The sequence below is a fragment of the Sulfitobacter pontiacus genome, from assembly GCF_040790665.1.
Classification (GTDB): domain Bacteria; phylum Pseudomonadota; class Alphaproteobacteria; order Rhodobacterales; family Rhodobacteraceae; genus Sulfitobacter; species Sulfitobacter pontiacus.
The window spans coordinates 2,325,066-2,348,668 of record NZ_CP160849.1; the positions used below are offsets into that span (position 1 = coordinate 2,325,066).

Annotated in this window: 23 protein-coding genes; 16 read left to right on the forward strand and 7 right to left on the reverse strand. The window is 59.6% G+C overall.

Features of this window, described 5'->3' with window-relative positions:
• The first annotated feature begins 57 nt into the window (after positions 1 to 57).
• The 4 genes from AB1495_RS11405 to AB1495_RS11420 are packed head-to-tail and all read left to right on the forward strand — an operon-like array spanning position 58 to position 3,529.
• Entirely contained in the window at positions 58 to 909 is an 852-nt protein-coding gene (locus tag AB1495_RS11405; protein ID WP_005852563.1) for a metal ABC transporter substrate-binding protein, read from the forward strand.
• Positions 910 to 921: 12 nt separating this feature from the next.
• Positions 922 to 1,818, forward strand: a complete 897-nt coding sequence (locus AB1495_RS11410) for a manganese/iron ABC transporter ATP-binding protein (RefSeq protein ID WP_005852564.1) — start codon at positions 922 to 924, stop codon at positions 1,816 to 1,818.
• A complete protein-coding gene (locus tag AB1495_RS11415; protein ID WP_005852566.1) occupies positions 1,815 to 2,690 on the forward strand; it encodes a metal ABC transporter permease in 876 nt (291 codons plus the stop codon). The genes AB1495_RS11410 and AB1495_RS11415 overlap by 4 nt, the downstream gene beginning before the upstream one ends.
• Positions 2,687 to 3,529 (forward strand): metal ABC transporter permease, encoded by an 843-nt coding sequence (locus tag AB1495_RS11420; RefSeq protein ID WP_074635675.1) that lies wholly within the window; start codon positions 2,687 to 2,689, stop codon positions 3,527 to 3,529. The genes AB1495_RS11415 and AB1495_RS11420 overlap by 4 nt, the downstream gene beginning before the upstream one ends.
• Before the next feature lie 21 nt (positions 3,530 to 3,550).
• Here the strand turns inward: AB1495_RS11420 and AB1495_RS11425 are convergent, their stop codons facing one another.
• Genes AB1495_RS11425 through AB1495_RS11435 form a run of 3 tightly spaced genes read right to left on the reverse strand, consistent with a single transcriptional unit; the run spans position 3,551 to position 6,006 of the window.
• Positions 3,551 to 4,357 (reverse strand): carbohydrate ABC transporter permease, encoded by an 807-nt coding sequence (locus AB1495_RS11425; protein ID WP_050752214.1) that lies wholly within the window; start codon positions 4,355 to 4,357, stop codon positions 3,551 to 3,553.
• Positions 4,357 to 5,229: a carbohydrate ABC transporter permease gene (locus AB1495_RS11430; protein ID WP_074635677.1), complete on the reverse strand. Its 873-nt coding sequence runs from the start codon at positions 5,227 to 5,229 to the stop codon at positions 4,357 to 4,359. Before AB1495_RS11430 ends, AB1495_RS11425 begins: the two co-directional genes overlap by 1 nt.
• A gap of 21 nt (positions 5,230 to 5,250) precedes the next feature.
• Positions 5,251 to 6,006: a DeoR/GlpR family DNA-binding transcription regulator gene (locus AB1495_RS11435; RefSeq protein WP_005852573.1), complete on the reverse strand. Its 756-nt coding sequence runs from the start codon at positions 6,004 to 6,006 to the stop codon at positions 5,251 to 5,253.
• 286 nt (positions 6,007 to 6,292) lie between these two features.
• Between AB1495_RS11435 and glpD the strand changes: the two genes are divergently transcribed.
• From glpD to AB1495_RS11485, 10 genes are all read left to right on the forward strand, one after another.
• Entirely contained in the window at positions 6,293 to 7,906 is a 1,614-nt protein-coding gene (glpD, locus tag AB1495_RS11440; RefSeq protein WP_074635680.1) for a glycerol-3-phosphate dehydrogenase, read from the forward strand.
• A gap of 13 nt (positions 7,907 to 7,919) precedes the next feature.
• The gene (locus tag AB1495_RS11445; protein ID WP_074635682.1) at positions 7,920 to 9,008 is read left to right on the forward strand and encodes an ABC transporter ATP-binding protein; all 1,089 of its coding nucleotides are present in this window, start codon (positions 7,920 to 7,922) and stop codon (positions 9,006 to 9,008) included.
• Between the two features lie 15 nt (positions 9,009 to 9,023).
• Entirely contained in the window at positions 9,024 to 10,103 is a 1,080-nt protein-coding gene (locus AB1495_RS11450) for an ABC transporter ATP-binding protein (protein WP_005852578.1), read from the forward strand.
• Between the two features lie 51 nt (positions 10,104 to 10,154).
• Positions 10,155 to 11,027, forward strand: coding sequence for a carbohydrate ABC transporter permease (locus AB1495_RS11455; protein ID WP_037943909.1), 873 nt, complete (start codon positions 10,155 to 10,157; stop codon positions 11,025 to 11,027).
• Positions 11,027 to 11,866: a carbohydrate ABC transporter permease gene (locus AB1495_RS11460; protein ID WP_009826627.1), complete on the forward strand. Its 840-nt coding sequence runs from the start codon at positions 11,027 to 11,029 to the stop codon at positions 11,864 to 11,866. Before AB1495_RS11455 ends, AB1495_RS11460 begins: the two co-directional genes overlap by 1 nt.
• 24 nt (positions 11,867 to 11,890) lie before the next feature.
• Positions 11,891 to 12,163: a DUF2160 domain-containing protein gene (locus AB1495_RS11465; RefSeq protein ID WP_005852584.1), complete on the forward strand. Its 273-nt coding sequence runs from the start codon at positions 11,891 to 11,893 to the stop codon at positions 12,161 to 12,163.
• Between the two features lie 71 nt (positions 12,164 to 12,234).
• Entirely contained in the window at positions 12,235 to 13,956 is a 1,722-nt protein-coding gene (locus AB1495_RS11470) for an ABC transporter substrate-binding protein (RefSeq protein ID WP_037943910.1), read from the forward strand.
• 153 nt (positions 13,957 to 14,109) lie between these two features.
• On the forward strand, positions 14,110 to 15,597 hold the full coding sequence (gene glpK / locus AB1495_RS11475; protein ID WP_074635684.1) for a glycerol kinase GlpK: 1,488 nt from the start codon (positions 14,110 to 14,112) through the stop codon (positions 15,595 to 15,597).
• A gap of 10 nt (positions 15,598 to 15,607) precedes the next feature.
• Entirely contained in the window at positions 15,608 to 16,591 is a 984-nt protein-coding gene (locus AB1495_RS11480) for a class 1 fructose-bisphosphatase (RefSeq protein ID WP_074635685.1), read from the forward strand.
• A gap of 4 nt (positions 16,592 to 16,595) precedes the next feature.
• Positions 16,596 to 17,729 carry an iron-containing alcohol dehydrogenase gene (locus AB1495_RS11485; protein ID WP_074635687.1) on the forward strand — a complete coding sequence of 378 codons (1,134 nt, stop codon included), beginning with the start codon at positions 16,596 to 16,598 and terminating at the stop codon, positions 17,727 to 17,729.
• A gap of 16 nt (positions 17,730 to 17,745) precedes the next feature.
• Here AB1495_RS11485 and AB1495_RS11490 read toward each other — a convergent pair whose 3' ends face one another.
• Both AB1495_RS11490 and dusA read right to left on the reverse strand, forming a co-directional pair.
• A complete protein-coding gene (locus AB1495_RS11490) occupies positions 17,746 to 18,567 on the reverse strand; it encodes a sulfite exporter TauE/SafE family protein (protein ID WP_074635689.1) in 822 nt (273 codons plus the stop codon).
• A gap of 38 nt (positions 18,568 to 18,605) precedes the next feature.
• Positions 18,606 to 19,664, reverse strand: a complete 1,059-nt coding sequence (dusA, locus tag AB1495_RS11495) for a tRNA dihydrouridine(20/20a) synthase DusA (RefSeq protein WP_074635691.1) — start codon at positions 19,662 to 19,664, stop codon at positions 18,606 to 18,608.
• Between the two features lie 76 nt (positions 19,665 to 19,740).
• On the opposite strand from dusA, the gene AB1495_RS11500 reads away from it, so the two are divergent.
• Positions 19,741 to 20,823, forward strand: a complete 1,083-nt coding sequence (locus tag AB1495_RS11500) for a site-specific integrase (RefSeq protein WP_074635693.1) — start codon at positions 19,741 to 19,743, stop codon at positions 20,821 to 20,823.
• A 283-nt stretch (positions 20,824 to 21,106) separates the two neighbouring features.
• Entirely contained in the window at positions 21,107 to 22,330 is a 1,224-nt protein-coding gene (locus tag AB1495_RS11505) for an IS256 family transposase (RefSeq protein WP_197145911.1), read from the forward strand.
• A 43-nt stretch (positions 22,331 to 22,373) separates the two neighbouring features.
• Here the strand turns inward: AB1495_RS11505 and AB1495_RS11510 are convergent, their stop codons facing one another.
• Both AB1495_RS11510 and AB1495_RS11515 read right to left on the reverse strand, forming a co-directional pair.
• On the reverse strand, positions 22,374 to 22,598 hold the full coding sequence (locus AB1495_RS11510; protein WP_139283787.1) for a hypothetical protein: 225 nt from the start codon (positions 22,596 to 22,598) through the stop codon (positions 22,374 to 22,376).
• Positions 22,599 to 22,707: 109 nt separating this feature from the next.
• Entirely contained in the window at positions 22,708 to 23,139 is a 432-nt protein-coding gene (locus AB1495_RS11515) for a hypothetical protein (protein ID WP_139283785.1), read from the reverse strand.
• Between the last annotated feature and the right edge of the window lie 464 nt (positions 23,140 to 23,603).

The following is a 23,603-nucleotide window of genomic DNA, read 5'->3' on the forward strand; positions in this document are numbered from 1 at the left end:
AGAATGAGAAAGAATGTGCTGGCGTCGGTTTTTGCCCCGGTTCTTGGTGTTGCAGCGATGGCGGGCGTGCCTGCGGTTGCCGCTGATTTCAAAGTCGTCACGACCTTTACGGTTCTTGCCGATATGGCGCAGCAGGTGGGCGGCGATGCGGCAGAGGTGGTATCGATCACTAAGCCGGGTGCGGAAATCCACGGCTATGAGCCCACCCCGCGCGATATCGTGGGCGCGGTGGATGCCGATCTGATCCTGTGGAACGGCATGAACCTAGAGCTGTGGTTCGAGCAGTTCATCTCGAACCTCGGGGATATTCCGTCGGCGACGCTGACCGACGGGGTGGAGCCGATTTCGATCGGGGAGGGGGAGTATGAGGGCAAGCCGAACCCCCACGCCTGGATGGGGCTGGATAACGCGCTGATCTACGTCGACAACATCGCGGCAGCTTTTGCCGAACACGACCCTGACAATGCGGCGACCTATGCCGCCAATGCAGAAAGCTACAAACAGGAAATCCGCGATACGATCACGCCCCTGCGGGACCGCATTGCGCAGATCCCCGAAGACCAGCGTTGGCTGGTGACCTGTGAAGGGGCGTTCAGCTACCTCGCGCGGGATTTCGGGATGAAAGAGCTCTACCTCTGGCCGATGAACGCCGATCAGACCGGCACACCGCAGCAGGTGCGCAAAGTCATCGATTCCGTGCGCGACAATGATATTCCGGTCGTTTTCTGTGAAAGCACGGTGAATACCTCGCCTGCAAAGCAGGTCGCGCGGGAAACCGGCGCGGCCTATGGTGGTGTGCTTTATGTCGATAGCCTCAGCACCGCCGAGGGGCCCGTGCCAAGCTATCTGGACTTGCTGCGCGTCACCTCGCAGACTGTCGCGGACGGGCTGGATGCAGGCCTGAAGTAAATGGATACCCCTATGCACCCCGCCCCCACGACGACCCCAGATGCCAGCCTTGCGCCCGACGCGATCGGCATCAAGGCCACCGATGTGACCGTGACCTATCGCAACGGCCACACCGCGCTTTATGATGCCAGCTTCGAGATCCCGCGCGGTACGATCACGGCGCTGGTCGGGGTGAACGGGGCGGGGAAATCCACGCTGTTCAAGGCGATCATGGGCTTTGTGCCCGCGGCGCAGGGGCAGATCACCCTGCTGGGCAAGACCGTCAAACAGGCGTTGCGAGAAAACCTTGTGGCCTATGTCCCGCAGTCAGAAGAGGTCGATTGGGCCTTTCCGGTGCTGGTGCAGGATGTGGTAATGATGGGGCGCTATGGGCATATGGGGTTTCTGCGCCGTCCCAAAGCCGCCGATCATGCGGCGGTGGACGATGCTCTGCGCCGCGTCAACATGACCGATTTCCGCCATCGCCAGATCGGAGAGTTGTCTGGCGGGCAGCGCAAACGCGTTTTTCTGGCGCGCGCCTTGGCGCAGAACGGGCAGGTGATCCTGCTGGACGAACCCTTTACCGGCGTAGACGTGAAGACCGAGGACCAGATCATCGACCTGCTGCGCGAGTTGCGCGACGAAGGGCGGGTGATGCTGGTGTCGACGCATAACCTGGGCTCTGTCCCGGAATTCTGTGACCGGACCGTCTTGGTCAAGGGCACGGTGCTGGCCTATGGGCCGACGGAAACGGTCTTTACCCATGACAATCTGGAAACGGCTTTTGGCGGGGTGCTGCGGCACTTTACCCTTGGGGGGCAAGACCTGCACGATGATGACGACGGGCGCGAGCTGCGGATCATCACCGACGACGAACGCCCCTTCGTGCATTACGGCGAACGCATCGACACCTCCGAGGACGACACATGATCGACCTGCTGCTAGAGCCGTTCAGCTATGATTATATGTTCAACGCCATGTGGGTGTCAGCGATGGTGGGGGCGGTTTGCGCCTTTCTGTCGTGCTATCTGATGCTCAAGGGCTGGTCGCTGATCGGCGACGCGCTGAGCCATTCTGTCGTGCCCGGTGTGGCCGGGGCCTATATGCTGGGGCTACCCTTCGCGCTTGGCGCGTTTCTGGCGGGCGGCATGGCGGCGGGGGCGATGCTGTTTCTGTCGGGGCGGTCGGGGCTGAAGATCGACGTGATCATCGGCATCATCTTTACCGCATTTTTCGGCCTGGGCCTTTTCATGGTGTCGCTATCGCCCATGTCGGTCAGCATCCAGACCATCATCATGGGCAATATCCTTGCCATCGCGCCGCAGGATATCGTGCAGTTGGCGATCATCGGGGTTGTCTGTCTGACCGTGCTGCTGCTGAAGTGGAAAGACCTGATGGTCACCTTCTTTGACGAAAACCACGCACGCTCCATCGGGTTGCGTCCCGAGCTGTTGAAGGCGGTGTTCTTCATGCTGCTGTCGGCGGCGGTGGTGGCGGCGATGATGACCGTCGGGGCCTTTCTGGTGATCGCCATGGTCGTGACGCCGGGGGCGACGGCCTATCTGCTGTGTGACCGTTTCCCGCGGCTGATCATCGTATCGGTGCTGATCGGCACGATCACCAGCTTTCTGGGGGCCTATGCCAGCTATTTTCTGGACGGGGCGACAGGCGGGGTGATCGTCACGCTGCAAACCGCGATCTTCCTGCTGGCCTTTGTCTTTGCGCCCAAACACGGTGTGCTGGCCGCGCGGCGAAAGGCTGCGGCGGCGCTCAAATCCTTGCGAGACGGGGTGGCCCCATGATCGAGACGTTGCTGTTCCCCTTCCAGTTTCCCTTCATGCAGAACGCTTTCTGGATCGTGCTGCTGGTCGCCCCACCCACGGCGCTGCTGTCGTGTTTTCTCGTGCTCAAAGGGTGGGCGCTGATGGGCGATGCGGTCAGTCACGCTGTGTTGCCTGGGGTGGTGCTGGCATGGATCACGGGGTTGCCGCTGATTGTAGGGGCCTTTGCCGCGGGCATGTCCTGCGCGATGCTGACCGGATACCTGAGCTATAACAGCCGGATCAAACAGGACACCGTGATGGGGGTCGTCTTTTCGGGCATGTTCGGGATCGGCATCATCATGTACACCTCGATCACCACGAACCAGCATCTGGATCACGTGTTGTTCGGCAATATGCTGGGCGTCGGCGCGCAGGATCTTTGGACGGCGGGGCTGATCTCGGCCTTTGTGACGGCGTTTCTGGTGCTCAAGTGGAAAGATCTGCTGCTGCACGCCTTTGACCCCGCACAGGCGCAGGCCAGCGGGCTGCACACGGGGGTCTTGCACTATGGGTTGCTGGCGGTGTTGTCGCTGACCATCGTGGCGACGCTGACGGCGACGGGGCTGATCCTTGCCGTGGCGTTGCTGGTCACACCGGGGGCGATTGCCTTTCTGGTGGTGCGCAGCTTTGGCCCGATGCTGATCGTATCTGTGCTGGTCTGCCTGTTGTCGATGTTCGCGGGCGTCTACGCCAGCTTCTTTCTGGATAGCGCACCGGCACCGACAATCGTGTTGATCCTGACGGTGATCTTTGTCCTCGCCTTCATCAACCGTTTGCTGGTGACGCGCCGCACCTCGCGTCAGGCGGCACGGGGGTAGCCTTGAAGGGGAGGGCGGCCTCTAGACCCGCCCGACCTTGAACCCGCGGGACAGATGGTTGCGCATGGCAAACAGCAGCAATGCGCCGGGCAACATAGATGTCAGCGTGAAGGCCATGACCATCCCGATATCCGTCTGAAAGCCGAACATCGCGCTGAGCGCCATAGAGATCGGCTTGCCGTTGGTGGTGGTCAGGATGCGGGCAAAGACGACTTCTACCCAGCTGAACATAAAGCAGAAAAACGCAGTCACCGCGATGCCGGGCGCGATCTGCGGTAGCAGGATTTTCCAGATGTAGCGGGGGCGCGAATAGCCATCAAGGAAGGCCGTCTCGTCCATCTCGCGCGGGACGGCGGCGATGAAGCCCTGCAGAATCCAGATCGATACCGGCAGGTTGAACAGACAATGGGCCAGCGCGATGCCGGTGACCGAGTTGACGATGCCAAGCACCGAGAAAAGCTGGAAAATCGGCAGGGTCAGCACTACGGGCGGGGTGATGCGAAAGGCGATGAAGCTGAAGAACAGGTGTTTGTCCCCCAGAAACGACAGCCGCGCAAAGGCAAAGGCTGCGGGCAGGGCGACGGGGATGGTGATCGCGATATTGATCAGCACATAGGCGACTGAATTGCCAAAGGCCGCGCGCAAGCTCGGGTCGGCCCAGATGGCGCGATAGTTGCGCAGCGTCGTCTCGCCCAAGCTCAGCCCGTCCTGCGCCAGCGTCGCGGTAAAGCTTAACACCGTCATCTGCACCAGCGGCAGGATGGTAAAGAGGATGAACGCCCCCAGCAGCGCCAGTTTGATCACGGGCCATGCCCGACGCGGTATCATCACGGCACCCCCGGTTTGGGATCGTCAAGCTTCGCCTGCACCTTGGTAAAGACCCATGCAACCGACAGCACGATCAGGAAATATAGCACCGACCGCGCGGCCGAGGGGCCGTAGTTGAACGCCTTGATCTCTTCGCCCAGATCCACGGCGAGGAACAGGCTGGCCTCGGCCGGGCCGCCGGCATTGATCGGAAAGGCCTCCGTGTAGATCATGAAACTGTCCATGAACCGCAGCAGCACCGCCATGAGCAGCACATGCTGCAACCGCGGCAACTGGATGTGGCGAAACACCTGCCACGGGCGCGCCCCATCGATGGCGGCCGCCTGATAAAGCGGATCGGGGATCGTGGTCAGCGCGCTATAGGCGAGGATGACGACAAGGCTGGTCCAGTGCCACGTGTCCATTGCCAAGATCACCAGCCAGGTCAGCACGGCGCTGTCCTTCCACGCGGCAGGCCAGCCGTAGCCCGCCAGCCACTGCCCCAAAATACCTGTGTCGCCATCCATCAGGCTCAACCAGAGCGCAGGGATCATATTCCACGGTACGAGCAGCGGCAGCGACAGCACAGCCAAGGCCGCCCCCGCCCAGATCCGTCCGCGCGGGATGCACAGGGCCAGCGCGACCCCCAGCGGGATCTGGATGCACAGCACGAAGGTCGAGAACAGCGCGCTGCGCCCGAAGCTCGCCCAGAAACGCGGTGCGGTGATCAGGTCGCGAAACCATTCGGTGCCGATCCAGAAGCGCGATTGCAGGGTGAAAATCTCGAAAAACGAATAGTTGATGACGGTGACCAGCGGGATCAGCCCGACCACCCCCAGCAAGAGGCAGGCGGGGGCGACAAAAAGCCAGCCGCGCGAGTCATGGTGCTTCATGGGGTTAAGTCCATACTCGGGTCAGGCCGTCACAACCGAGGTGCCCCAGCCCGCGCATTCCGCCTTCAGCGCATCGGGCAGGTGGTGGTCGGTGAACAACGTGTTCACATCGCGCAGCGAACAGATCGTCAGCGGGGCCTTGCGCTGGAACTTCAGGTGGTCGGCCACGACCATCACCGTGCGTGACCGCCCGATGGCGGACCGGCTGACCAGCACCTCTTGCCCGTCGAAATCCAGCAGATCGCCATCCGCATCAATGGCAGAACAGCCCAGAACCGAGAAATCGAACTTGAACTGTTTGACCATCTCGGCGGTCAGCCCGCCGACCATGCCGCCATCCGCACGGCGCAAGACGCCGCCCGTCAGGATGATCTCGCAGCTTTGGTTGGCGGCGAGGATATTGGCGATGTTGAGGTTGTTCGTCACGACTAGCAGGTTTTCGTGATGCAGCATCTCCTGCGCGACCGCTTCGGTACTGGTGCCGATGTTCATGAACACCGACGCCCCATGCGGGATCGCCTGCGCACAATGTTCGGCGATGGCGCGTTTGCCTTCCTCGTTCAGGCGGCGGCGTTCGTCATAGACGATATTCACCACCCCCGACGGGATCACCGCGCCGCCATGCACCCGTTCCAGCTTGCCGCTTTCAGCAAGCTCGGACAGGTCGCGGCGGATGGTCTGCACGGTGACATTATACGCCTCTGCCAGCCCGTCGACGGTGACTTTGCCGTCCTTGCGCGCCAGCTCCAAAATCTCGCGCTGTCTGAAATTTGACATAGATCCCCCCGTCTTTGGCTGAGGATGCCCAAGGTTTCTGCACGCCCGACCAAAACTTACAATCTACGGAAAGCGAAGCACGTCAAGGCCGCGAATCGTGGTATATCGTCTGTAAGGCGCAGAAATGCGCGTCAGACGAAGGATTAATGCGCCTAAAATCAAGGCTATAGTCGAAAACGAAAAGAAACGAACGTTCGATCTTGAAAAACGAAGGGGCTTGGTGTCTTTTGTCACGACGTCCCGCAAACCTAGCTGCGAGACGCGAAAATGATGCGGGGAGGCTTCATTGAGCCAGCTTGAAACAGAACACAGCGTCGATCTCTTTGTGATCGGCGGAGGGATCAACGGCTGCGGCATTGCACGCGACGCCGTGGGCCGTGGGTTTACCGTCGAGCTGGCAGAGATGAACGATCTGGCCTCGGCAACCTCCTCGGCCTCGACCAAGCTGTTTCACGGCGGGTTGCGCTATCTGGAATACTGGGAGGTCCGCCTTGTCCGCGAGGCGTTGATCGAACGCGAAACCCTGCTGAAAGCGATGCCGCATATCTCTTGGCCGATGCGGTTTGTGCTGCCTTATCATAAGGATATGCGGTTCGAGGGGGATACGCCCACCTCAAAGCTGCTCAACGTGTTCATGCCGTGGATGAAGGGGCGTCGCCCTGCGTGGCTGATCCGCTTGGGTCTGTTCATGTATGACAATCTGGGCGGGCGGCAGATCCTCAAGGGGACGACCGCGGTCGATCTGACGCAGGCCCCCGAGGGGGCACCGCTGCAGGACAAGTTCGAAAAGGCCTATGAGTATTCCGACTGCTGGATCGAAGACAGCCGTCTGGTGGTGCTGAACGCCCGCGACGCCCAAGCCCGTGGTGCGCGGATCAACACCCGCACCAAGGTCGTCTCGGCCGAGCAGGTCGACGGCATGTGGCAGGTCACGCTGGAACCGAAAGACGGCGGCCGCCAACGCGTGGTACAGGCCAAGATGTTGGTCAACGCCGGTGGCCCGTGGGTGGAAAACGTGATCCGCAACACCGTGCGCATCAATTCCTCGGAAGGGGTGCGGCTGGTGCGGGGCAGCCATATCGTGACGCCCAAGCTGTATGACCACGACAAATGCTACTTCTTCCAAGGCGAAGACGGGCGCATCATCTTTACCATTCCTTACGAGACGGATTTTACCCTGATCGGCACCACAGATGCCGACCACACGGATGTGTCCGAAAAGCCGGTCTGCACCCCCGAGGAGCAGGACTACCTCGTGCGTTTTGCGTCCAAATACCTGAAAAAGCAGATCACCACCGACGATATCGTCTGGACCTACTCCGGCGTGCGCCCGCTGTATAACGACGGGGCGAGCTCTGCCACGGCGGCGACGCGGGACTATGTGTTGAAGGTCGACACATCCGCCGGTGCGCCGGTGCTGAACGTCTTTGGCGGCAAGATTACCACCTACCGCCGTCTGGCCGAAAGCGCGCTAGAGAAGATCCAGCCCTATTTCGCCAATGACGCCAAACCCTGGACGGCGGGTGTCGCCTTGCCTGGCGGCGATTTTCCGGTAGACGGCGTGGCGGCGTTGAAACAAGAGTTGCAGGACCGCTACGGCTTTTTGACCCAACGTTGGGCCGATCGTCTGGTCAAAGCCTACGGGCGCGAGGCATTTGATGTCTTGGGCGACGCGCAAACCGCGGCAGATCTGGGGCGCGATTTCGGCGCGACCCTGACCGAGCGAGAGGCCAAGTGGCTGATCGACAAGGAATTTGCCCGCACCGCTGACGACATCATCTGGCGCCGGTCCAAACTGGGCCTGCGGCTTGACGCGGATGAATTGAACACGTTGGAAGCTTGGATGGTGGAAACCACCGCCACGCCCGCCGACAACACTACAGCCGCCACTGGCGCGTGAAGGGGAGAGGAACATGTCGCTCGTTTTGCAAGGCGTGTCCAAGGTCGTAAACGGCCAGACGCATATTCATCCGACAGATCTTGAGCTGCAATCCGGCACCATGAACGTGCTGCTGGGGCCGACATCTGCGGGCAAGACTTCCCTGATGCGGTTGATGGCGGGGCTGGATGTGCCCAACACCGGCAAGGTGATCTGGAACGGCGAGGATGTCACCGGCATGCGCGTTCAGGATCGCGGTGTGGCGATGGTGTATCAGCAGTTCATCAACTACCCGTCGATGACCGTCTACAACAACATCGCCAGCCCCATGCGGTTGCTGGGCAAATCCAAGGACGAGATCGACAGCGCCGTGCGCAAGGCCGCCGATCTGATGCAGTTGACGCCGATGCTGGACCGCAAGCCGCTGGAACTGTCGGGCGGGCAACAGCAACGCTGCGCGCTGGCCCGCGCTTTGGTCAAGGACGCGGGGCTGGTGTTGCTGGACGAACCACTGGCGAACCTTGATTACAAACTGCGCGAAGAGCTGCGGGCCGAGATTCCGAAAATCTTTGAGGAAGCAGGCTCGATCTTTGTCTATGCCACGACCGAACCCGAAGAGGCGCTTTTGCTGGGCGGGCACACCGCCACATTGTGGGAAGGGCGCATCACGCAGTTCGGCCTGACCCCCGTGGTCTACCGCCAGCCCGTCGATGCCACGACTGCGCGCGTCTTCTCTGACCCGCCGATGAACTTCCTCAACATCACCAAGGCCGGCGACACGCTGACCTTTGGCGACGGCAACACGGTCTCGACCTTCGGGAACTTCAAGACCGTGGCCGATGGCAGCTATGTTGCGGGCTTCCGCCCCAATCACCTTGAACTGTCCAAGCAGTCTGACGACGCGCTGGAGTTTGCGGGCAAGCTGAACGTGACCGAGATTACGGGGTCGGAAACCTTTATCCACCTTGATCACCACGGTGAAAACTGGGTCGGTCTGGTGCACGGGGTCAAAGACCTCAAGATCGGGGCTCCGCTGAACGTCTATCTTGACCCGACACATGTTTACATCTTTGCCGAAGACGGCACATCCGTGGCCCCCGCATCCTATGCGGCAGCGGCCTGAGGGAGGACCGGACCAATGGCAAAAATCACCCTTGATAACCTGGCGCATTCCTATTTGCCCAACCCCACCAGCGAAGATGATTTCGCGCTGAAAGAGCTGAACCACGATTGGGTGGACGGCGAGGCCTATGCGCTTTTGGGCGCGTCGGGCTGCGGGAAATCCACGTTGCTGAACATCATCTCGGGCCTGCTGCACCCCAGTCAGGGCCGCATCCTGTTCAACGACCGTGACGTGACCAACGACCCCACGACCAAGCGCAACATCGCGCAGGTTTTCCAGTTTCCGGTGGTCTATGACACGATGACCGTGCGCGACAATCTGGCGTTCCCGCTGCGCAACCGGGGCGCGGATGCGGCCTATGTCGCGCAGCGCGTGCAGCAGATCGCGGGGATGATCGGCATGGAAGACATGCTGAACCGCAAGGCGCGCGGGTTGACGGCGGATGCGAAGCAGAAAATCTCGCTCGGGCGGGGGATGGTGCGCGAGGACGTGAACGCGCTGCTGTTTGACGAACCGCTGACCGTGATCGACCCCCATATGAAGTGGGAACTGCGCACGCAGCTAAAGTCGCTGCACCATGAATTCGGCCACACAATGATCTATGTGACACATGACCAGACAGAGGCGCTGACTTTTGCGGATAAGGTCGTCGTCATGTATGACGGCCGCGTTGTGCAGATGGGCACCCCGCAAGAGCTGTTCGAGACGCCACAGCACACCTTCGTTGGCTATTTCATCGGCTCGCCCGGTATGAATGTGCTGGACGCGACGGTGACCGGCGACAAGGCCGTCATTGGCGGCCACGAGATCGACTTGGGCCACGGCTTTGCGCCGCTTGACGGCAAGGTCGAACTGGGCGTGCGGCCTGAATTCACACGGCTTGCCACGGGCGCGGCGGGGCTGCCTGTCACGATCAAGCGGATCGAGGATGTGGGCCGCCACAAGATCGTGCGTGCTGACTTTAATGGCAGTGAAATCAACGTGATCGCCGAAGAAGGTGCCGAGATTTCTCCGGATATGAACCGCATTGTTTTCGACCCTGCCGGGGTGAATGTCTATGCCAACAGCTGGCGCGTTGCGCCGCAGGGGGCCTAAGATGATCCAATCCGCCGCTTTCCCGCTGACCCTCGCTGAAAGGACCGCGTCATGAACAAGACCGTCAATCAAAAGGCCTGGTTCCTTGTACTGCCCGTGCTGCTGCTGGTGGCTTTCTCTGCCGTGATCCCGCTGATGACCGTGGTGAACTATTCCGTGCAGGATACCTTCGGGAACAACCAGTTCTTCTGGGCTGGCCTCGACTGGTTCCGCGAGATGATTGAATCCGAGCGGATGTGGAACGCCTTGGGCCGCCAGATCGCGTTTTCGGTGATCATTCTGGCGATTGAAATCCCGCTGGGGATCTTCGTCGCGCTGAACATGCCCAAGAAAGGGTTCTGGGCCTCGCTGTGTCTGGTCCTGATGTCGCTGCCGCTGTTGATCCCGTGGAACGTTGTGGGCACCATCTGGCAAATCTTTGGCCGCGTGGACATTGGCCTGTTGGGCTACACGCTGTCGGCCTTGGGCATCGACTATAACTACACTCAGGATTTCTATGCCGCATGGATCACTGTGATCGTGATGGATGTCTGGCACTGGACGTCACTGGTGGCGCTGCTGGCCTATGCCGGTCTACAATCCATCCCCGATGCTTACTATCAGGCGGCCAAGATCGACCAGGCGAGCCGCTGGAAAGTCTTCCGCTATATCGAGCTGCCCAAGATGATGGGCGTTCTGATGATCGCGATCCTGCTGCGGTTTATGGACAGCTTCATGATCTACACCGAACCGTTCGTCGTGACGGGCGGGGGGCCTGGTAACTCTACCACCTTCCTGTCGATCGATCTGGTCAAGATGGCCCTCGGACAGTTCGACCTTGGTCCTGCGGCGGCGTTCTCGATCATGTATTATCTGGTGATCCTGCTGATCTCCTATGTGTTCTACACCGTGATGACGAACCTTGATAAAAGGGATGGCCACTGATGTCCGATCTTGCACAAAAAAGAGGGTTTGCCCTGCCCAAGATCAAGGGCAATGCGATTGTCATGGCGCTCTATCTGCTGTTCTTGCTGCTGCCGATCTACTGGCTGCTGAACATGAGCCTCAAGACCAACACAGAGATCCTCAACAGCTTTACCCTGTGGCCGCGTGATCTGACGTTCGACAACTATATGACGATCCTGACGGATGCGTCATGGTACACGGGCTATCTGAACTCGATGGCTTATGTGGTGATGAACATGGTGATCTCGCTCGCGGTGGCGCTGCCGGCGGCCTACGCCTTCTCGCGCTACAGCTTCATGGGCGACAAGCACCTGTTCTTCTGGCTGCTGACCAACCGGATGGCCCCGCCCGCGGTTTTCGCGCTGCCGTTCTTCCAGCTTTATAGCTCCGTCGGGTTGTTCGACACGCATATCGCTGTGGCGCTGGCACATTGTCTGTTCAACGTGCCGCTGGCGGTGTGGATCCTCGAAGGGTTCATGCGCGGCGTCCCGAAAGAGATCGACGAGACGGCCTATATCGACGGCTACAGCTTCCCGCGCTTTTTCATCCGTATCTTCACGCCGCTGGTCGCCTCGGGGATCGGGGTCACGGCCTTCTTCCTGTTCATGTTCAGCTGGGTTGAGCTGCTACTGAGCCGGACGTTGACCAGCGTGGACGCCAAGCCAATTGCCGCCACCATGACCCGTACTGTCGGGGCCGCCGGGATCGACTGGGGCGTGCTGGCCGCGGCAGGGGTGCTGACCATCGTACCCGGTGCCCTGGTGATCTATTTCGTGCGCAACTACATCGCCAAAGGCTTTGCCTTGGGCCGCGTTTAACAAAGAAAGACCGGAGGAAACATTATGGACTGGATGGCTTGGACTTGGCCCACCGCCGCTTTCTTTGGGATCATCGCGGTGACGCTGATCACCTTTACGATCCTTGCAATCAAATTCCCCGAAGTGCCGCGCGCCGGTATACTGGGGATGGAAACGACGCGCGGTGACCGGTTGTTCATCACGCTTCTGGGCTCGGCCTTTATCAATCTGGCTTGGCTCGGGCTGCTCAGTGCGCCCCAATGGGGGGCATTGGTTGTCTGCCTTTTCTATGCCATCGCGGTTTTCCGCTGGGTCTAGGAAAGGAAAATAAGGGGGGCCGGCCTGCAAGAACCGGACCTCTCAAATGTTCAATTCTAGGGAGGAACATCATGAACTTGCGCTTAAAGGGAACGACTGCGATCGGGCTTGCGGCTTGCATGTTTGCCGCACCTGCGTTCGCCGACATGGAGGCCGCAAAGGCTTTCCTTGATAAGGAAATCGGCGATCTCTCCGCGCTGTCGCGGGAAGACCAGGAAGCCGAACTGCAGTTCTTTATCGACGCTGCAAAACCGTTTGAAGGCATGTCGATCAACGTCGTGTCCGAGACAATCGGCACGCACACCTACGAATCCACCGTTCTGGCCCCCGCTTTCGAAGCGATCACCGGCATCAAGGTCACCCATGACCTGATCGGCGAAGGTGACGTTGTCGAAAAGCTGCAAACGCAAATGCAGTCGGGCGAGAACATCTATGACGCCTATATCAACGATTCCGACCTGATCGGGACGCACTGGCGCTATCAGCAAGCCCGCAACCTGTCCGACTGGATGGAAGGCGAAGGCAAGGCCGTGACCAACCCCGGTCTCGACCTCGAAGACTTCATCGGCCTGTCGTTCACGACCGGCCCCGATGGCAAGATCTACCAGCTGCCCGACCAGCAGTTTGCGAACCTGTACTGGTTCCGCTACGATTGGTTCAACGACGAACAGAACAAGGCTGATTTCAAAGAGAAATATGGCTACGATCTTGGTGTTCCGGTCAACTGGTCCGCATATGAGGACATCGCGGAATTCTTCACCGGTCGCGACCTGTCGCGTCTTGGCGTCGAAGGCGAAGTCTTTGGCAACATGGACTACGGCAAGAAAGACCCGTCGCTTGGCTGGCGCTACACCGATGCGTGGCTGTCGATGGCCGGTGCCGGTGACGTGGGCGAGCCAAACGGTCTGCCCGTCGATGAATGGGGTATCCGCGTCAACGAAAACTCGCAGCCTGTGGGGTCTTGCGTTGCACGTGGCGGTGCCACAAACGGGCCAGCAGCGGTCTATGCTGTGACCAAAGCGATCGAATGGCTGCAGAAGTATTCGCCTCCGGCGGCTGCGGGCATGACCTTCTCTGAAGCGGGCCCAATTCCGGCGCAGGGCAACGTGGCCCAGCAGATGTTCTGGTACACCGCCTTTACCGCCGCGTCGGTAGAGCCTGACCTGCCCGTGATGAACGAAGATGGCACGCCGAAATGGCGCATGGCACCTTCGCCCCACGGTGCCTATTGGACCGAAGGCACCAAGATCGGGTATCAGGATGCCGGGTCGTGGACGCTGATGAAATCCACGCCGGTGGACCGTGCACAGGCCGCTTGGCTCTATGCGCAGTTCGTCACCTCCAAGACTGTGGACGTCAAGAAAAGCCACGTTGGCCTGACCTTCATCCGTGAATCGTCGATCCAGCACGAAAGCTTTACAGAGCGTGCACCGAAACTGGGTGGTCTGGTTGAATTCTACCGTTCGCCAGCGCGCGTTCAGTGGTCCCCAACCGGTACCAACGTGCCTGACTATCCAAAGCTGGCGCAGCTGTGGTGGCAGAACATCGGCGACGCCATGTCCGGTGCGAAGACCCCTCAGGAAGCGCTTGATGCCCTGTGCGCCGATCAGGAAAAAGTCCTGATCCGTCTGGAGCGTGCCGGCGTTCAAGGGGACATTGGCCCCAAGATGAACGAAGAGCGTGACCCAGAGTACTGGCTGTCCCAGCCCGGTTCGCCCAAAGCGAAACTGGAAAGCGAAGACGAAGAGCCACAGACCATCGCCTATGATGAGCTGATCAAATCCTGGCAGTAAGCCACTCTTTCCGGGGCCGGTTCGCTGGCCCCGGAACCTTTGATTTTCCAACAACGCCGACATCCGTCATTGCCCTGACATCTGGTCGGGCCTGCCGACCCTTGCTAGGATACGGCACCATCTGACGGTTGCTACACTTCCAAAGGGACGCGCATGACGTATATCCTTGCCATTGACCAAGGCACCACCTCCACACGGGCCATCGTTTACGATGACACGATGACGTCGATTGCCAGCGCCCAGGAAGAATTTCCCCAGCATTTCCCCCAGTCCGGCTGGGTTGAACATGATCCCGATGATCTGTGGCGCACCACGCAGGCGACCTGCCGCGGGGCGATCGACAAGGCAGGGATCACGGCAGGCGATATCGCCGCCATCGGCATCACCAACCAGCGCGAGACGGTTGTGGTCTGGGACAAGGAAACCGGCCGCCCGATCTATAACGCCATCGTCTGGCAGGACCGCCGCACCGCCAGCCAGTGCCGCACCCTGCGCGACGCGGGCCACGAAGAGATGTTCACCGACCGCACCGGCTTGCTGCTGGACCCGTATTTCTCGGGCACCAAGCTGGCGTGGATGCTGGACAATGTCGAAGGCGCGCGCGACCGTGCCGCCAAGGGCGAGCTGCTGTTCGGCACCGTCGATTGCTTTTTGATCTGGAAGCTGACCGGTGGGGCGTCCCATGCGACGGACGCCACCAACGCCGCGCGCACCATGCTGTATGACATCCGCAAAGGCCGGTGGAGCCGTTCGATCTGTGATCTGCTCGACATCCCGATGGAGATGTTGCCAGAGGTCAAGAATTGCGCCGATGATTTCGGCAGCACCGATCCCGATATTCTGGGCGCTGCCGTGCCGATCCACGGGGTTGCTGGCGACCAGCAGGCGGCCACGGTGGGGCAGGCGTGTTTCGAGCCGGGGATGCTGAAATCCACCTACGGCACGGGCTGTTTCGCGCTGATGAACACAGGCGACACGCCGGTGCGGTCGGAAAACCGGCTGCTCACCACCATTGCCTATCAATTCGACGGCAAGCCGACCTATGCGCTGGAAGGTTCGATCTTTGTCGCGGGGGCTGTGGTGCAATGGCTGCGCGACGGTTTGCAGATCATTCAGGATTCGGCCGAGACGCAAGGGCTGGCCGAACAGGCGGACCCGCATCAGAACGTGGTGCTTGTCCCTGCCTTTGTCGGGCTGGGTGCGCCCTATTGGAACCCCGATTGTCGCGGCGCGGTCTTCGGGCTGACCCGTGGCACGGGGCCCGCCGAAATGGCCCGCGCGGCGCTGGAAAGCGTCGGCTACCAGACACGCGACCTGCTTGAAGCGATGTCCGCCGACTGGAAAGCCGATGGCGTGCAGCCCACATTGCGCGTCGATGGCGGCATGTCTGCCAGCGATTGGACCATGCAATTCCTGTCCGACATCATCGCCGCCCCCGTTGACCGGCCCACCGTGCATGAAACCACCGCCCTCGGGGTCGCGTGGCTTGCGGGGATGCACGCGGGCGTTTATCCTGATCAGGAACAGTTCGCGAAATCGTGGACACAGGAAACCCAATTCACGCCGAAAATGGACGATGACCAGCGCGACGCGAAATATGCGCTCTGGAAAAAGGCCGTTGACGCGACCCTGAATTTTTAAGGAACTCCCCATGACAGCCCCAACGCTTCGCCGGTATCTGACCCAAAACAGCTTTGACCCCGATCTGGTGTTTCTGCTGGAAGACATCGCATCGGCGTCGCGACTGATCGCCGGTCTCGTGCGTCGTGGTGCCTTCGAGGGCAACCTTGGTGCCGCCGGAGAGATCAACGTGCAGGGCGAGGCGCAAAAGACGCTGGATATCATGGCCAATGACGTGTTCGAGCGAGAGTGTGCCAACAGCCCGCGTGTGGCGGCACTTGTATCGGAAGAGGTGGAAGAGGTCACTTGGCTGAAAGAGCCGCAAAAGGGCGACTACTTGCTGTATTTCGATCCGCTGGACGGGTCGTCGAACCTTGATGTGAACCTGTCGGTGGGGTCGATCTTTTCGGTCATGCAGGTGCAGGCCGATGGTGACCGCAACGTGCTGTACAACGGCCGCAACCAGATTTGCGCGGGCTATGCGATCTACGGCCCCTCGACCATGTTTGTGGTGACCAAAGGCGACGAGGTGGCAGGCTTCAGCAGCGATCCCGACACGGGCGAATTCAGCCTGACGCACCCCAAGATGACCGTGCCCGCCGAGACCTCGGAATATGCGATCAACACCTCGCGCGCACGCTATTGGTATGCCCCCGTCAGCCGCTATGTGGACGAGGCCGTCGCGGGCAAGGAAGGCCCCCGTGGCCGGTCGTTCAACATGCGCTGGACCGCGTCCATGGTCGCGGATGTGCACCGTATCCTCACGCGTGGCGGCGTCTTTCTGTACCCCGCTGACAGCAACAACCAGAAGACCGGCGGCAAGCTGCGTCTGATGTACGAGGCGAACCCGATGGCGATGGTGATCGAAGCGGCAGGCGGTGCTGCGTCGACGGGGCAGGGCGCGATCATGGACGTCGCCCCCACGGCACCGCACCAGCGCGTTCCGGTGATCCTTGGCTCGCGCGACGAGGTTGCCGTGCTTGATAGCTACCACAAAGACACCGCTGACAGCTAAGCCGATGTTCTCGTTCTTCTCTCCGCAAGCGCTGCATTTCGGACGTGGACAGGCCGCGCAGACGGCCACGCTGGCCGCTGGCTTTGGGACGCATGTGCTGATCGTACACGGCTCCAATGCAGCGCGGGCGGCTTGGTTGGTCGAGGATTGCCGCGCGGCGGGTCTGTCGGTCACCACACAAAGCTGCGGGTCCGAGCCGAGCCTGCCTGCGTTGGAGGCCGCACTCGCCGGTGTGTCCGCAGATCGGCCGGATGTGGTTGTCGCACTTGGCGGCGGATCGGTGATCGACTTTGCCAAGGCGCTCGCGGCGCTGATCCCCTGTGCGGGGGCACCGCTGGACTACCTCGAAGGGGTGGGGGGCGGCAAACCGCTCGACCGCGTACCCTTGCCTATGATCGCGCTGCCGACCACGGCGGGCACGGGGGCAGAGGTGACCAAGAACGCGGTGATTGCCGTGCCGGAACACGGGGTCAAGGTCAGCCTGCGCGACGCGCGGATGATCCCCGATATCGCCATCGTGGATGCCGGGCTGATGCAGGGCGCACCGCGCCGCGTCACCCTTGCGGCGGGGCTGGATGCGGTCACGCAGGTGATCGAACCTTATCTGTCCATCAAAGCGACGCCGATGACGGATGCGCTGTGTCAGGCGGCGATCCCCAAGGGCCTGGCCGCCCTGCGTGCCGTGGTTGAACAAGACGCAGCGGAAGCGTGGGACGATATGGCTTGGGTCAGCACCTGCGGCGGCTTGGCCTTGGCGAATGCGGGGCTGGGGGCGGTGCATGGTTTTGCGGGTGTGATCGGCGGCCAGACCGGTGCCCCCCACGGAGAGATTTGCGGCGCGCTTCTGCCCGCGGTGCTGGCGTCTCACTTGGACAAGGCAGAGGCAGGCACGCTGATCCACACGCGCCTGATGTGGGTGCTTGAGCTGATCGATGCGACATTCGACGTTCAAGACGGGGCAGGGATCACCGCCCTGCGCGATTGGTCCCGTCAGATGGGGCTGCGGACATTGACCGAGATGGGGCTGAACCCCGAGGATCACGCAGAGGTGGCACGCTTGTCCGCCGGTGCATCCTCGATGAAGGGCACGCCCTTCGCGCTGACGCAGGACGAGCTGATCGCCATCCTGCGCGCCTGACGCTTATCGTGGCGGGTTACAGCCCCAGCGATTTGCGCAGCATGTTCAGCGCCACGAGGATCAGGAAGACCGCGAACACCCGTTTCAACGGTTTGGGGTCCATCGCATGGGCCAGTCTAACCCCCAGCGGCGCGGTGATGAGCGTCATGGCGATGACAATGGCAAAGGTGGGCAGGTTCACCGCCCCCACCGTCAGCGGCGGGCTGTTGGGCGCGGCATCCACCAGCAGGAACCCGATGACAGAGGGCACGGCGATCAGCACGCCAAACCCCGCAGCCGTTGCCACGGCACGGTGGATCGGTACGTTGAACAGGCTCATCAGCGGCACGCCAAAGCTGCCCCCGCCGATCCCCATCAGTACCGATAGAAACCCGACCGAGGGTGACAACGCCGCGCGCGCGGCCCCACGGGGCATCGCCTGTCCCAAGCGCCAATGCGCCCGCCCAAAGGCCATGTATAGTCCGACGACCAGCGCCAGCCCTCCAAAGATGCCCTGCAAGACGCTCGTGCGCAGCTGTGCCACCACCAGCATCCCGATGATGGCCCCAATCACGATCCCCGGTGCCCATGTCTTGAGGATCGCCCAATCGACCGCACCCTTTTTATTGTGGCTGTGCACCGACCGCAGCGAGGTCACGATGATCGTCGCCAACGAGGTCGCCAGACACATCTGCATCAGCTGCGGGCTGTCATAGCCAAGCGCTTGGAACGCATAGAAGAACGCAGGCACCAAGACGATACCGCCACCGACACCAAGCAGCCCCGCCAGCACACCGGCAAAGGCACCGATGGCCATGATCATAAGGACAATCTGCAGAAAGAGGGTGGGGTCTTGCATGGGGGGCGATCCTGAATGTCGTGCGGTTGCCCCTGTTGCTATACCGCTTCTTGCGCCTCGGCCAGTGTTTGCATCGCGTCCAGCGCCTCTAGCAGCACCTGACGGTCGGCACCGGGGCGGGAGGCTTGCTCGGACAGGGTGCGCCGCCAGACCCGTGCACCGGTGCGACCGGCAAAGAGCCCCATCATATGGCGGGTGATCTGGTTCAGCTTGCCGCCGCCGTCGATATGCGCGTCGATATAGGGCAGCATCTGCGCCACGACATCCTCGGGCGTGGTGTCTGCGCCGGTGCCGTAAATGCGGCGATCCGCCTGCGCCAGAATATCGGTCGGGTTATGATAGGCGCTGCGCCCGATCATCACGCCATCCAAACCGGCGTCCAGAAACGCCTCTGCCTGATCAAGCGAGGTGATGCCCCCGTTGATCGAGATATGCAGGTTCGGGAACAGCCCCTTCATCCGGTGCACCAGCTCGTAGTCCAAGGGGGGAATGTCGCGGTTTTCCTTGGGGCTGAGCCCTTGCAGCCACGCCTTGCGCGCGTGGATTGTCACCCGTTCACAACCCGCGCCGACGATCTGCGCCAGAAACTCGGGCAGCACCTCGGCGGGGTTCTGGTCATCCACGCCGATCCGGCATTTGACGGTCACGTCCACATCCACCGCGCGCCGCATCGCCGCGACGGATTTCGCCACCAGCGCCGGTTGCTCCATCAGCACCGCGCCAAAACAGCCCGATTGCACGCGATCCGACGGGCAGCCGACGTTCAGGTTGATCTCGTCATACCCCGCCTGTGCCCCGATCCGCGCCGCCTCTGCCAGCTCGTCCGGGTCAGACCCGCCAAGCTGCAAGGCCACGGGATGCTCCGAGGTATCATGATCCAGCAAATGCAAAGCGCCGCCGCGCACCAAGGCAGGCGAGGTGACCATTTCGGTATAAAGCAACGTCTGCTTGGAAAACAGCCGGTGCATGTAGCGACAATGCCGGTCGGTCCAGTCCATCATGGGTGCCACGGATAGCCTTGATGACCTGCAAATATCTGATTTTAATATACTATTCGTCAAATCAAGTTCCGTTTCGCTTTGCGCATTGTTGCGCATTTTAGCTTGTTTTTGCCCGTTTTTTGCTATCTGAACAATGCATGTTGTTCAGATTGACCAAAAATGTTGTTCAGATATGCCCCAGATTATAGAGCGTAAACGCAAGGACGGTTCCACCGCGTATGTTGCACAAATCAACATCAGACGGAATGGCAAATGGGCGCATCGCGAATCCCGAACTTTTGACAAGCATTCATCTGCTTCAGCATGGTTCAAAAAGCGGATGAAAGAAATCACTGCTGCTGGTGCAGACTTGACCGCCATCAATAGCAAAGGCCGAACACTAAGCACAGCGATTGACCGCTACATCACCGAAAGCGTCAAAGAGATTGGCCGCACCAAAGCACAGGTTCTGCGGTCAATCCGTGAATATGACATAGCGTCGATGAACTGCAACGACATACAAAGCCACGACATCGTTCAGTTCGCCAAAGAACTTGGCGCGACACGAACACCGGCCACCGTTGGAAACTACTTGTCCCACCTTGGGGCAATCTTTGCCGTGGCCAGACCAGCATGGGGCATCCCATTAGACCAGCAGGCGATGAAAGATGCGTTCGTGGTCTGCAATCGCCTTGGGATAACTGGCAAAGCGAAGAGGCGTGACCGTCGCCCTACGTTGGATGAACTGGATGCGCTGCTGACCATGTTCGAAGACAAGCACCGTCGCCGCCCCAATTCACTGCCCATGCATCGCGTGGTCGGGTTCGCGCTGTTTTCAACGCGCCGTCAGGAAGAAATCACAAGGGTGGCTTGGAAAGGTTTGGACCAGACGCACAACAGGGTGTTCATCAAGGATATGAAGCACCCCGGTGACAAAGTGGGCAATGACGTGTGGTACGACCTACCGGCCCCCGCCATAAACATAGCGATGGCGATGCCAAGGAAGAAGCCACTGGTGTTCCCATATCACAGCGACACCATCAGCGCCGCGTTCACGCGGGCATGCAAAGTTCTGGAAATTGAAGACCTGCGCTTCCACGACCTTCGGCATGAAGGGGTTACGCGCTTGTTCGAAACCGGTGAAACGATTCCGCAGGTTGCCGCCGTGTCCGGGCATCGCTCTTGGTCTTCACTGCAGCGATACACCCACATCAAACAGACAGGCGACAAATATGAAGATTGGAAGTGGCTGCAAAGGTTAACGACAAGTAACTGAGAAGTTTAGATCAACCAGATTTAGTTGCCCGATCACTTTTCACTTCTTTTACCACCTCGGCAACGACTATCCGATGGCCTGGCGTGCTTGTTTCTGAGGCCCAAATCTCTGCGATATCTTGTGCGTTGGAGTAGTCTGAGTATGCTCCATCCATCCGAACAGGTGCGAACACTTCATTGTCCAAAAGTGATGGCGCATATTCGATAACCAGAAATTCTTTGACTTGGGACTATCCTGAATTTTGTGCGCTGACGTGGTAACTGCTCACAGAGGAGACCCACGTATGAGCATCGACAAAGACTTGCTAGACCGTCTGATGGAAGGGCGTTCACCCGGTGACCTGTTTGGCAAGAACGGCATCCTGGCGGAGCTGACCAAGGCGCTGGCGGAACGCGCGCTGAGCACAGAGATGGATGTCCATCTCGATGAAGAGCGCGCAGATGATGCGTCTGAGGGCCAGAACCAGCCGCCCAATCGGCGCAATGGCAGCAGCCAGAAGACCGTGACCATGGACAGCGGCAAGGTGGTTCTGGACATTCCCCGCGACCGGAACGGCACCTTCGATCCGATGCTGATCGCGAAGTATCAGCGGCGCTTTCCTGAATTCGACCGCAAGATTGTCAGCATGTATGCCCGGGGAATGACGACCCGAGAGATCCAGGGGCATATCGAGGAAATCTACGGCGTCGAGGCCTCGCCCAGCCTGATTTCCGCGATCACCGACGCGGTCATGGAGGAGGTCACCGCCTGGCAGAACCGCCCGCTGGATCCCTGCTATCCGATCGTCTTCATGGACGCGATCCGGGTCAATATCCGCAGCGACGGGGCGGTCTCGAACAAGGCGGTCTTCGTGGCCCTCGCGGTGCTGCCGGATGGCACGCGGGACGTTCTGGGCCTGTGGTTTCAGGCCAATGAGGGCGCGAAGTTCTGGGCCAAAGTGCTCAGCGACCTGCGCAACAGGGGCGTCCAGGACATCCTCATCACCGTCGTGGACGGGCTGAAGGGCTTTCCCCAGGCCATTGAGGCCGCATTCCCCCAGACTCGGATCCAGACCTGCATCGTCCATCTGCTGCGCCATTCCATGAACTTCGCCAGCTACAAGGACCGCAAGGCCGTCGCCGCCGCCCTCAAGGCGATCTACACGGCCGTGGACGTCGAGGCGGCAGAACTGGCTCTGGCTGAGTTCGAGGACAGCGATCTGGCAAGGCAGTATCCGGCGATCGCGCCGAGCTGGCGCCGGGCCTGGAACGAGGTCATCCCGTTCCTCGATTACCCGCCCGAGGTCCGCAGGCTGATCTACACCACGAATTCCATTGAGGCCTTGAACTCGAAAATTCGCCGTGCCGTCAGAACCCGAGGTCATTTCCCAAGCGACGACGCTGCGGCGAAATTGATCTATCTGGCGCTCAATGCTACATCGACCGAGTGGAAGCGTTCGGTCCGCGAATGGCACGCTGTCAGATCTCAGCTTGCCATCATGTTCGAAGACCGCTTCCCGATGGCGTAAGAAAACGCGTCACGCACAAAATTCTGCACAGTCTCTTTGACTTTCATTGCTGAGTTCCTTCATTTTTAACTTTGCGTAGCTCAGAAAGGATAGCTGCCAAAGCCAAGAAAATAATGCTGAATGCCGTGACTGCTATGTCAGTATCAAGGTTTCTGCTTCCACCAGTATATTGAATCGCAGTGGTATCATCTGCGAATAGTTTAAGGGCGATGCTAGCGGCTGATATGCTGAGCCCAAAGTAACCAAATACACGCAATACTAACAGCACTTCTTAAGCCCTCCAATCAATATGATCACGGTAAATTACTCGCTTATTTTTTGCCGAAAGAGCAGGGGGACACTAATAACCTGTGCGACGCAATATCAGTCATTCTGATTTATACTATTCCATCTGTGATAGCTGCTTTTACAGTCAAAACACCTATGACGAACAGACCGATAGTGGAAACGGCCACCCCTAGTGCAACAACATGGATAATCCGCTTTGCTATTGCTAAGCGAGGTTCACTAGCGGTGTCCCTTGCATTAAAAGTTGCTGCAGCGGCGTAGTTTGTGAAGTACGCCAATGCGATACCGACTACCCCCAACGCGGCACCAAAGGCAAAATAAGCGATCGCATCAGCTACGCCAACGATTGCGACTGAATAATTCATTTCTGCTTTGGCTATAGAGGCTACAAAGCCGAGCACTGCCACAGCTGCGCCCCCATTGATCAAGATTGCGCTTCTCAAAAACAAGTTCGCGGTATCAATGACCTTTTCGTTCATATGCTTGAACATTTGAACGTACATGTCTGAATCTTGGCTCATCAAAACCCCCAAATGGAATAAGCATCTAAATGCACAGTTGCTTTGAAACAGTACAGCTTACAATCTTTTTTTGGAAATCGAGTAGAGCAGGGGGTTTGCGATAAGATGCTGGCTAAAAATCTTCGTCTATTACTGGAAAAAATAACGCTGTTGAACTGGCAATGCGTTCAAAGGTGTTGAGCCATTAACCAAGCATAATCTTTTTGTAGGTCAAGTGGCAGTACACCCCGTCTAGGATGCCTGCATCCACCCCAAGGGGCGAAAAATACATCGTTCCAAGCGAGGATAGTCTGCTGAGATGGATCTACGACAAAGCGTGTGGGTCGTAACAAGCCGCAAGCGTCTAAATCAGACGAGTTCTGAACAATAAGATCAACGTTTGCCTTCTGAGGAAATTTAACCTTAGTCGTTCCATAGCAAACGCGAACGCCTATTGCACCGGATTTTGCCTGTAAAACTTGCGT